At 65.3% G+C, this 10,896-nt stretch carries 7 protein-coding genes; 2 read left to right on the forward strand and 5 right to left on the reverse strand.

Annotation, left to right across the window (positions count from 1 at the left end; all coding sequences use genetic code 11):
* Nucleotides 1-767 precede the first annotated feature (767 nt).
* On the reverse strand, nt 768-3,647 hold the full coding sequence (locus C8J45_RS18640; RefSeq protein ID WP_107964646.1) for a TonB-dependent receptor: 2,880 nt from the start codon (nt 3,645-3,647) through the stop codon (nt 768-770).
* 284 nt (nt 3,648-3,931) lie between these two features.
* On the opposite strand from C8J45_RS18640, the gene C8J45_RS18645 reads away from it, so the two are divergent.
* Both C8J45_RS18645 and C8J45_RS18650 read left to right on the forward strand, forming a co-directional pair.
* A complete protein-coding gene (locus C8J45_RS18645; protein WP_107964647.1) occupies nt 3,932-5,284 on the forward strand; it encodes an MFS transporter in 1,353 nt (450 codons plus the stop codon).
* A complete protein-coding gene (locus C8J45_RS18650; protein WP_107964648.1) occupies nt 5,281-7,116 on the forward strand; it encodes a hypothetical protein in 1,836 nt (611 codons plus the stop codon). Before C8J45_RS18645 ends, C8J45_RS18650 begins: the two co-directional genes overlap by 4 nt.
* On the opposite strand, the gene C8J45_RS18655 is transcribed toward C8J45_RS18650, so the two are convergent.
* The 4 genes from C8J45_RS18655 to C8J45_RS19450 all read right to left on the reverse strand — a co-directional run.
* Entirely contained in the window at nt 7,113-8,657 is a 1,545-nt protein-coding gene (locus tag C8J45_RS18655) for a carboxylesterase/lipase family protein (RefSeq protein ID WP_107964650.1), read from the reverse strand. The genes C8J45_RS18650 and C8J45_RS18655 overlap by 4 nt on opposite strands.
* Entirely contained in the window at nt 8,654-9,544 is an 891-nt protein-coding gene (locus C8J45_RS18660) for a LysR substrate-binding domain-containing protein (protein ID WP_258191541.1), read from the reverse strand. The genes C8J45_RS18655 and C8J45_RS18660 overlap by 4 nt, the downstream gene beginning before the upstream one ends.
* 31 nt (nt 9,545-9,575) lie before the next feature.
* Nucleotides 9,576-10,514: a 5-dehydro-4-deoxyglucarate dehydratase gene (gene kdgD / locus C8J45_RS18665; RefSeq protein ID WP_107964649.1), complete on the reverse strand. Its 939-nt coding sequence runs from the start codon at nt 10,512-10,514 to the stop codon at nt 9,576-9,578.
* Nucleotides 10,515-10,656: 142 nt separating this feature from the next.
* On the reverse strand, nt 10,657-10,896 hold a 240-nt coding region (locus C8J45_RS19450), incomplete at its 5' end, for a hypothetical protein (protein ID WP_219907410.1).

The following is a 10,896-nucleotide window of genomic DNA, read 5'->3' on the forward strand; positions in this document are numbered from 1 at the left end:
GTCGCCATGGGGAGTTCCTCTCGTTGAAGGAACTCCATCGTCTGCCGCCGCTGCCGCAGGACCAAACCTCAGAGAGGCTGCGCTACCTTACCGCCACCACCACTGCCGCGCAGCGGCTTCGTGCTGAGGGTCTGGCCGGAAGTCGTAGGGCAGGGACGTGCTTGCCCAGTTGCGGACGGTAGAAGTCGCGGAGTTTGCATGCAACGCCGTGCATCGTCTGCAACTTCCACACAGGCAGCTTCCTGCGGACGAAAGAATACGCACGATGAGCCTCGCAGCAGCGACAGTTCGCTGGCGAGAAGGCGGGTATGCAGCACGCCCGACGCGTTTATCGTGTTCGCCAATCGCGCTCTGTGTCACACCAAGGGCAACGGACAAAACCAAGTATCGACCGGCTTAGTGCTGGGCGCGTCAGCGTGGGGGGCGGCACAGGTCTAGGAGTTACTCGTCGCATTTCCCTGCGTAGGATCGGATCGTCGTCTCCAGGAAATTTGCTCCTCTCGATATGGGGTGAGAATTGACGCTCAAGGTCACGGTTTCGGCCCTGCTTGGGTTGAGCGTTGTATAGGTCTCTTTCTCTAGGTCGACCTTCGAAGGCAGCGCACAGTTGTTTGTGCCGTCGGCGCATACTCATTGCAACAAAATCGTCTGATCGAGTCCGTTGGCCGGCCGGCACTCGAATGTGAGAATAAAGTAACCTCTTCTCGCGGTATGCGCCCAATTTCTCGGTGTTGGCGATCTGTCGGCCAAGCTACATGCGACGTCTATCAGAACGAAAAGCGCATCCCCGCCGTGAACTGTCGTCCGCTATGCGTCAGCACACTGAGGCGGTTGGTTTCGTCGACAAACTGGTCGTTGACCTGATCGGTGAGATTGATCGCCTCGATGCTGAACTTGAGGTTGTCGGTCAGGTTGTACGACATCTGTGCATCGACGTTGGTCGTGCCGCTGGTGCCGTTATACGCGTTGCCCTCGGTGCCGGGGACGGCCGTCAGATAGCGCGAGCGATAGGCGATCGAGCCGCGGATCTGGAACTTCGCCGTCTCGAAATACAGCGTGCCGTTGGCGGCGTGCTTCGACAGCCCGATCAGCGGCGCCGTCACCGATGTGCCACCGGTGGCAGACGTGAGATACTGGATGTTCGACGTCACGTGCGTGTAGTTGGCCAGCACGCCGAAGTTGGACAGGAAGCCCGGCAGGAAGCTGAAGGGCTGCTGGACGTTGACCTCGAAACCCTTGAGCCGGCCACCGCTCGAATTGACCGGCTGGCTGACGATGAACAGATCGGTCGGCGACGCGCTCGTGCCAGCCAGGAGCGAGTCCGGCAGGCCCAGGCTGCTGAACGGCACCGTGGTGCTGAGCGACTGGACGAACGTGCCGATGTCCTTCTGGAACGCGGACACGGCATAGATCGCGCCGCGCGTCGGATACCATTCGACCGAAACGTCGAGATTGTCCGATTCCGTCGGCTTCAGATCGGGGTTGCCGCTGCTGAAGGTACGGTTGCCGCCCGAAACGCTGAGGTTGCCGCCCGGGGCGATCGCCGAGATCCCGGCGCGTGCGAGCGTCTTGGCCGCTGCGAAGCGCACCAGCAGCGTATCGGTGACGTCCATCACCAGGTTCCCCGACGGCAGCCAGCGATGATAGCTCCGGTCCGCGACGACGAGGTTGGTCGCGGCACCCTGACCTGCATAGCCGGTCGAGCGCTGATCGGTGTTGGCATAGCGCACGCCGACATCGCCGCGGATCGGCAGGCCGCGATCGGCGAAGTTGAACTCCGCCATGCCCCAGCCGCCGATATCGTCCTCACGCACGGTGATGTACGATCCGCGGGCGCTCGCGTTGGTCACCCCGCCGGTAGTGTAGAGCGGGTTGGAGTAGATTCCGTAGAGCTCGGCGAACTTGGCGAGATCGGGGACGACCCACGCTGTCGGTGTACCGGCTGGCGTGTCCAGTCCCTTGCCAAAGCCCGAGAAGAGCGTCGTGGCCGCGGCGAGTTGTGCGGGCGTCAGCGTCTGCACGACCGACTCCCCGGAGAGGCGTCGCTGCTCGGTCGAGCTGTAATCGAACCGGCGCCAGTCGACGCCGACCTTCAGCTTCAGCAACGGGTTGACCGTCCATTCGGCAAACGTCTTTGCGTTGGTGAAGCTGTTGCTGACGGTCTGCGGGCGGATACGAACTTCCGACGTGCCGTTGGTAAAGGCGAAGCTGTTCGGATTGGTCAGGTCGACGCCCGGCCTGATGGTCGGAAACCGGGTGCGGAAATCGTAGAAGAAGTTCGGCGTATTGGCGGCATCGATCGTGACGGTCGACTGGATGGGATTGCTGAACTTCGAGTCCGCATACCCGACGACCGCACCGATCTTGAAATTCTCGCCGAACTTCTGGTCGAGCGTACCGGTCACTTGGTAGAAATCGGTGACCAGCTTGTCGTAGCGTGACTGGGTGCGCAGATCGACGTTGTCGAACGTGCCGCTGATGATGTTGTTGTCGCCGTCGACCACGCCGTCGCGGATGATCGTCTGGGGCTTGCCCGTGCCCGAACGGCTGAAGCTGATCGCCTGCAACTGCGACTCCTTGCGAGTCCCGTCGAGCCGCGAATACAGCGCGTCGAGCGAGATCAAGGTCTTGGGCGTCGGCTGGAACTGGACCGATCCTGCCGCGCCGAGCCGCTTCTGGAAGATGTCGTAGCTTACCAAGCCGGGAATACGCGGATGGTACAACCCGGTTGCGGGGTTCGGATCGTTGATCTGTGCGAGCGTCTTGCCCGGCAACCGCGACGCCGCGTTGAACCCGGCATTGAACCCGCCATACGTCCAGCGCGTGATGTTCGCGCCTTCCTCCTTGATCGCACGCTCTTCGTACGCGACCGATAACAGCACGCCGAACCGGCCATCGTCCGTGGTCTTGGTGATAAGTCCCGAGATCTTCGGCGTCACCTTCTCGCGCAGGTCGTTGTAGCTGGCGCTCGCCGAGATGACCGCGGTGGCCTTCTTGTAGTCGAACGGGCGTGACGATTGCAGGTCGACGGTGCCGCCCAGCGAGCCTTCCTCGACATCGGCGGTCGCGGTCTTGCGGACTGCGATGCTGTTGAACAGGTCGGACGAGAAGATGTTGAAATCGAACCCGCGGCCACGGTTCACGCCGCCCGAATTGTCGGTGCCGCCAGTCGTGCCGATCGCCTCCATCCCGTTGATCCGGACTCGCGTGTAGTCGGGGCCGAGACCGCGCACTGAGATGTTACGACCCTCGCCGTTGACGCGACTGATCGAGACGCCGGGGATGCGCTGCAACGACTCCGCCAGGTTGAGGTCGGGAAACTCGGCGATGTCCTCCGCCTTGATGATGTCGACGGTCGCGGTCTGCGTGCGCTTGATGTTGATCGCGGTGTTCAGGCTCGCGCGAAACCCGGTGACGACGATATCCGGCGCATCCGCTGCGAGCGGCGCGTCGGTCACGGTCTGCTCGGGCGGCAGGGCGGGGGAGGCGGGAGGCGCGTCGGTATCGGTCGTGTTGCCGGCAGCCCGAGCGTCCTTCTGCGCGGTCGTTTCCGGCACGCTTTGCGCGTGTGCCATCGTCGCCAGCGAACACGCGACGATCGCGCTCGACATGGCCAGTACGGATTTGAAGCTGCGGATCCCGGTCATACTCACTCCCCTAACTCCGGCACGTTCGTGCCCGCCGCCGGCTTCGTTGGAGCCGGTCTGTCGCAATCTGTGTTAGGCCGGGTTTCGTTGCCTAAGCCAATCTCATTCAGGCATCGATCGATGCGAACGATGCACTGATCCGGCGTTGGCTTGGCGCCAAGTCACTCGATCAAGTCGCGGCTTGACTGGATCAACCCGTTTTAGGACTTGGACCGTCCGCCTTCCGCTCGATACACCGGACCGGAACACTCGCGCAGATCGAGTGCCGGACAGGAGAGCGAAGCATGACGATCGCCGCAGCAGCCCCCGCCAAAGACGCGGTTGCAGGAGGCGTGGCCGGGCGCCCGACCGCGGTGCGCTACCGTGTGATCGCGCTGATCTTCCTGATCACGTCGATCAACTATGCCGACCGTGCGACCTTCTCGATCGCGGGGTCTGCTGCATCGACCGAACTCGGGCTGTCGTCGGTCCAGACCGGCTTCATCCTGTCCGCGTTTGCCTGGGCCTATGTCCTCGCGCAGATCCCCGGCGGGCTGCTGCTCGACAAGTTCGGCACCAAGCGCGTCTATGCCGGCGCGATCCTGGCTTGGTCGATCTTCACCGCGACCCAGGGGCTGACCGGTTTGATCGCGGGCGTTTCTGCGGTCGCCATGTTGTTTGCGTTGCGCTTCCTCGTCGGCCTCGCGGAAGCCCCATCCTTCCCTGGTAACGCCCGCCTCGTCGCCGCCTGGTTTCCGGGTGCGGAGCGTGGCACCGCGTCGGCGATCTTCAATTCGGCGCAGTATTTCTCGCTCGTCGCCTTCGCCCCGCTGATGGGCTGGCTGGTGCACAGCTATGGCTGGCGCGCGGTGTTCTGGGTGATGGGCGCGATCGGCCTGGCCGCGACGGCACTGTTCGTCCGCTACATCCACAGCCCGGTCCGCCATCCGAAGATCAACGCCGCCGAACTCGCACATATCGAGGCGGGCGGCGGCCTGATCCGGATGGAGGATGCCGCCAATCGCCCACAGGCCTTTTCATGGACGAACCTGCGCCAGCTGCTTGCGAACCGGATGCTGCTCGGCATCTATCTCGGCCAGTATTGCATCAACGTGCTGACCTATTTCTTCGTCACCTGGTTCCCGATCTACCTGGTCAAGGAGCGCGGGCTGAACATCATGGAGGCCGGCTTTGCCGCCGCGGCACCAGCGCTGTGCGGCTTCGTCGGCGGGCTCGTCGGCGGCTACACGTCCGATCTGCTGCTCAAGCGCACCGGCTCGATCGACATCGCGCGCAAAGTGCCACTCGTGTTCGGGATGCTGCTGGCGACGCTGATCATCGCCTGCGTGTTCGTCGAAGCGGAGTGGCTGGTCGTCACGCTGATGGCGGTTGCGTTCTTCGGCAAGGGCGTCGCGTCGCTCGGTTGGGCGGTAATGTCGGACGTCGCGCCGAAGCAGCTCGCCGGGCTGACCAGCGGGGTGTTCAACATGTTCGGCAACGTCGCCGGGATCGTCACCCCGATCGTCATCGGCTTTATCGTCGGCGCTACGGGCTCGTTCGATTGGGCGCTGGTGTTCGTCGGCGCGCATTGCCTGCTGACGATCTTTTCGTTCCTCGTGATCGTCGGCCCGATCCGCCGGGTCGAGCTGGCTGCATGACCGTCGATCGCCGTACGCTGCTCGGGGGTGCCGCGGCCGCGCTCGCCACCTTGCCCGCCGCCGCCCGTGCTGCACCCGCGGTGCTGCGGGTCGCGACACCGATGCCGGCCCCGGAATGGGCGGTCCTGCAACGCCGGTTGCTCGCCGCCAATGCCGAGGCGTGCGAGGCATTCTACGCGAAATATGTCGATCGTCGCGGGTGGCTGCGCGTATTCGAGCGCTGGGGTGCGAACGACGGCCCCGACGATGCGGCGGAGGCGACGAACGACTGGGCGATACTCCACGCGCTCGGCGGCCCCGATCGTATCCGCGATCTATATGCGCGAGCTTGGGAAGGCCACCTCAAGCAGTTCGCCGCGGCGCGCACCGTCGACGTGCCGATCGCCCGCGAGGGTATGTATTTCCGCGAGTTTCCCGTCCAGATGGACTGGCAGCACAATGCGGAAGGGCTGACGACCTTCAACATGATGGGGTTGTCCGGCCCGCGTGACCTGAAGCTGATCGAGCGCACGCGTCGCTACGCCGATTTCTACACTGGCCGCGACCCGACTACGCGCAACTACGATCCGAAGCTGCGGATCATGCGCAGCCTGATGAACGGGAGCCGCGGGCCGATGCTGCGCCGCGCGACCGAACTCGACTGGGCGGGCGATCCGTTCGCCGCCGGCGAACGCTTCCACATGGAACACGGCGAGACGACGTACGCGCAGACGCTCGCCCATTATGCCGACTATGGCGACGTCGTCGGCGACAATCCGCTCAACCTTCAGGCGACGACGCTCGGGCTCAACGCGTATGCGCTGGGGGCAGGGGATCGATACCGGACCTGGGCGCTCGACTATCTCGACGCGTGGGTTGGCCGGGCAAAGGCGAACGGCGACATCATCCCCAGCCGCGTCGGTCTGGACGGCATCGTCCCGCGCGACTGGTGGAGCGGCGTATACGGCTGGGGCTTCTCGCCGATCGTGCCGCAGACCGGCAAGCGCGAAAACCGCAACCGCGTGCCCCGCTCGATCACCGCGTTCATGACCGGCACGCTGCTATCCGGCGATCAGGGCTATATCGACGTCTGGCGCCGCCAGACCGCGCGGATCAATGCACAGGCCAGGACGATCGGCGGCGTGCTGTCGACCCCGACGATGCACGGCGCTGACGGCTGGTATGGCTGGCAGCCCGGTCCGTTCAAGACCAACGGCTTCGAGATCTGGTACATGTCGCAAGCGCCGACCGATCGCGCGGCTGCCGGCGATCATCCGTGGGTCAGTTTCCTCGAAGGCTCGAACCCGAGCTACGCCGTAACCGCGTTGCGCGCGGACCTGAAGGCCGTCGCCGACCGCATCGCTGCGCGCCTCGCCGACCCGACGACACCGCAAACCCGGCTTGCCGACTGGCCGATCGACATCAACCCCGCCAACGTCACCAGCCTCGTTCAGCTGATGACCGGCGGCCTGCACATTGCCCGCCCGTCCTGGTCAAAAACCTCGCCATCGCAAGGCGGCGTCCCGCTCCACTGCCGGCTCCGCTATTTCGATGCGGACCGCAAACGCGCTGGTGTGCCCGAAGATGTCGCCGCGCTGGTGCATACGCTGGGCGACACGACGACCGAGGTGACGCTGGTGAACCTGAGCATCAGCCAGCCGCGTACGGTCGTGGTACAAGGCGGCGCCTATGCCGAACACCGGATCGACGCCGTGACGATCGACGGCCGCACGACCGACGTCGCCGGCGCGGCGTTCACGATCCGGCTCGAGCCCGGCGCCGGTGCGCGCTTGAGCCTGCGCCTGCGCCGCTACGCCAACCGCCCGACGCTCGCCTTTCCGTGGGACCGCTAGCCGCCCGGCTTGATATACGGCGCGACCGCGAACAGCAGGCGTTCCTCGCGCCGGGGATCGTCCTCCATCCGAACCGCCCGATCGAAGATCATCGTCGAGCGCCGCGCCAGGTCATAGTGACGCCAGGTCGGCACGCTCGCACAGTTCGGATCGCCGGTCCGCGCCATCGCGATGAACGCATCCGCCATCCGCCCGGCCAGCCGTCTCGCTTCAGCGCCATCGCCGGTGCGCGCACTCGGCCCGCGCGTATTGTCGAACACCAGGCCGATATCGAGCGTATGGAACGCGCCGAGCACGCCGCCCGCTTCCGGCGAGGGAAAGTCGAGCTGGTACATCCAGGTCGGCGCACCGATCTTCGCGCGTTCCTCGGCCTGGATCAGATGCCCGGGCCACGACCGACCCGCAGTCGATGCCGCCAACAGGATCTGCCCCGGCGTCCGATCGGGATAGAGCTCGCGGTAGCGCGCGATGACGTGATCGGGCGCGAGGTCCTTGGTCATCTCCCGCACCAACCGCGCGGGTAGGTTCTCCCAGTTCGTGTCGCCGCGCTTCAGGATCTCGCCGATCCACAACCCGGTCTCGTCATGCGTATTGCCGACGATCAGCGGGATATGCGCCGCCTCGCGCGGGGCATCGGGATAGAACGGATGACGCGTCAGCACATGGTGATCGAGCGTCGAGGTAAAGCTGATCTCACCCTTGCCCTCGATCGGATCGGTCGTAGCCATCGCCTCGACCAGCCGCTCGATCGGCAGCGCCTTCAGTGCCGCAAAGTCGCCCGCGCCGGCCTTCGCCATAAACGCCCGCGACCGGATCGTCGCGTGGTTCGGCCCCGCCGCCGTAACGTGCTGGCCGCTCATCGTCGCCGCGGCGTGGAACAGCGGGCGCGCCTCCGCCATCGCCATCAGCGTGACGATCTTGGCGCCACCGCCCGACTGGCCGAACAGCATCACCCGCCCCGGATCGCCGCCAAACGCCGCGATGTTGTCGCGCACCCATTGCAGCGCGAGAATGATGTCGAGATTGCCGACGTTCCCCGACTCCGCCGGCCCGCCAAGCTGCGCGAGATACGCGTAGCCGAGCGCCGCCAGCCGGTGGTTCAAGGTAACGACCACCACGTCGCCGCGCCGCACCAGATTGCCGCCATCATACAGCGGATCGGACCCCGAGCCGTGCGCGTGCGCCCCGCCGTGGATATACACCATGACCGGCCGTCGCGCTGCGTCGAGCGCAGGCGTCCAGATGTTGAGGAACAGGCAATCCTCGCTGATCGGTTCAGTCGCCTTGGTCTGCGGCGAGGCCGCGCCGTAGCGCGTCGCGTCGGCAATGTCGGTCCACGGCGTCGGCGGCACCGCACGCGCAAACCGCCGCGTCCGCGTATCCGCGCCGTAGCGCACCCCGCGAAAGACCAGCACGTCGCGGTCGACCGTCCCGCGCACCCGCCCGTATCGCGTCGTCGCGACGGGGCTCACCGGTACGCGCGCCGCAACCAGCGCCGGTGTCGCCGCGAGCCCGGCGAGCACCGCGCGCCGGTCGATCATGCCGCGGTTTCGGCGCACAGTCGCCGCATCGGCTTTAGCGCCGGGTTACTGTTGTCGCGCCGCCACGCCATATGCAACTCGACCGGCTTCTCGGGCTCGGTCGCAAGCCGGCGGAACTGCACGTCGTTCATGTGCAGCCCCGATGCGGATTCAGGCACGATCGCTGCGGCCAGCCCCGCATGCACGAGCCCCAGCATCGAATGGATCTGCGTCACGTGCTGGACATAGTGCGGCGACACCCCGGCCGCGTCGAACAGCCCGATAAGCATCTGGTGAAAATACCCCGCGCCCTGCCGCGCATACATGATCAGCGGCAGGCCATCGAAATCACTCAGTTCGAGCACCGCCTTCGCCTGTCGCGGATCCCCCGCGGGCAGCGCGACGACCAGCGGCTCGACCTGTACGCAGACGGTGTCGAACTCGTGGCGATCGAGCGGCGGCCGCACGAAGCCTATGTCGATCAGGCCGGTCAGCAGCGCATCGACCTGATCGGTCGTCACCATCTCGCGCAGTTCGAGGTCGATATTGGGCAGGCTCGCTCTCGCTTGCGCGACGATCTGCGGCACCAGATTATACCCCGACACGGCGGTGAAGCCGATCGCGACGCGTCCCGCATCGCCCTTCGCCACGCGCCGCGCCGACAGCGCCGCGCTCTCCGACAGCCGGACGATCCGCCGCGCCTCGATCAGGAACACGCGACCCGCGGGCGTCAGGCTTACCTGCCGGCTGGTGCGTTCGAGCAGCGTCACGTCGAGGATCCGCTCGAGCAGCTGGATCTGCCGGCTGAGCGGCGATTGCGTCATGTTCAGGCGCTGTGCCGCGCGCCCGAAATGGAGTTCCTCGGCGGCGGCGACGAAGCAGCGAAGCTGGCTCAGTTCGAACATCATCGCCGGACTATCCGTTGGTTTTCGCCCGCTGTCACGCCGCCTTGGCGAGAGCAGCGGGGGCAACCTTCTCGATCAGCACGCGGAGCCGCTCGTCCTCGGCTGCGGACAAATCGGTCAGCGGCGAGCGTACCGGCCCGGCATCGCGCCCGACGACGCGCATGCCCGCCTTGACGATCGACACCGCATAGCCGCGGCCCTGGTTGCGCAGCGTGATGTAGGGCAGCACGAAATCGCGGAGCTGGTTCAGCACCTCGACCCGGTCGTCGGCGCGCACCGCCTTGTAGAACGCCAGCGCCCATTCGGGCAGGAAGTTGAAGATCGCCGACGAATAGGTCGTGACGCCCATCGTCAGATACGGCGTCGCGAACGTCTCGGCGGTTGGCAGACCGCCGATATAGGTCAGCCGGTCGCCCATCCGCGCATAGACGCGCGTCATCAGCTCGATGTCGCCGACGCCGTCCTTGAAGCCGACCAAATTGGGATTGCGGTCGCAGAGCCCGGCCAGCGTATCGTCGTCGAGGATCGCATTGTCGCGGTTGTAGACGATCACGCCTAGCCCGGTCGCCTTGCAGACCGCCTCGACATGCGCGGCAAGCCCCTCCTGCTTCGATCCGACCAGATAGGGGGGCAGCAGTAACAGGCCGTCCGCGCCGGCCTTCTCCGCATCGCGCGCGATCCCGGTGGCAATCGCGGTGCCGTAGCCGCAGCCCGAGATCACCGGCAGCCGCCCGCCGGCTTCGGCCACCGCGGCGCCGACGACCTGCGCGACTTCGGCTGGCGTCAGCGAGAAGAACTCGCCCGTGCCGCCTGCCGCGAACAGGCCGGACAGTTCGTGCTCGAGCATCCATGCGCAATGCTTGCGATAGTCGTCCTCGACGAACGCACCCTCCGCATCGAAATGGGTGACAGGGAACGACAGCAATCCGCCGCCCAGGCGCTGCGCCATCTCGGTCGGGCTCATGGTCGTCATAACGTGCATCCCCTCGATCGTCTGGCCGCTCTCAAATCGCGACCGTTTCGAGGGTGGTGGTAGGTCGCGAGGCGACGCGGGTCCAAACCAAAGGCGCGCTAGATCGATGCACGCCGTGGCTTGATCGGCGCAATTGTACCGATCAAACTGCTATGTGACGTTCGCTGTCGAGTCCATAAATGGCGGCTTCGTCCCGGGTCACGTCGTTCCAAAGAGTAGTGATCGCCGTGGACATGAACAAGCGGCCGGAGTTGGTGAGCTGTCCCGATGTTCTGAGCGTCCGCAATTGTGAAGGAAATCGGGCATCGGTAGATGTACGATATCCTCCAAAGCATGAAGCCGCGGGCCGCAAATGCTGGTCTATGGGTTTTTCGGTTTTCGC

This window comes from Sphingomonas sp. PP-CE-3G-477 (assembly GCF_003050745.1).
Classification (GTDB): Bacteria; Pseudomonadota; Alphaproteobacteria; order Sphingomonadales; family Sphingomonadaceae; genus Sphingomonas.

Bases quoted from the DNA above. Each gene is read 5' to 3' on its own strand.
- C8J45_RS18640 (WP_107964646.1), bottom strand. From the start codon at position 3,647: ATGACCGGGATCCGCAGCTTCAAATCCGTACTGGCCATGTCGAGCGCG.
- C8J45_RS18645 (WP_107964647.1), top strand. From the start codon at position 3,932: ATGACGATCGCCGCAGCAGCCCCCGCCAAAGACGCGGTTGCAGGAGGC.
- C8J45_RS18650 (WP_107964648.1), top strand. From the start codon at position 5,281: ATGACCGTCGATCGCCGTACGCTGCTCGGGGGTGCCGCGGCCGCGCTC.
- C8J45_RS18655 (WP_107964650.1), bottom strand. From the start codon at position 8,657: ATGATCGACCGGCGCGCGGTGCTCGCCGGGCTCGCGGCGACACCGGCG.
- C8J45_RS18660 (WP_258191541.1), bottom strand. From the start codon at position 9,544: ATGATGTTCGAACTGAGCCAGCTTCGCTGCTTCGTCGCCGCCGCCGAG.
- kdgD (WP_107964649.1), bottom strand. From the start codon at position 10,514: ATGACGACCATGAGCCCGACCGAGATGGCGCAGCGCCTGGGCGGCGGA.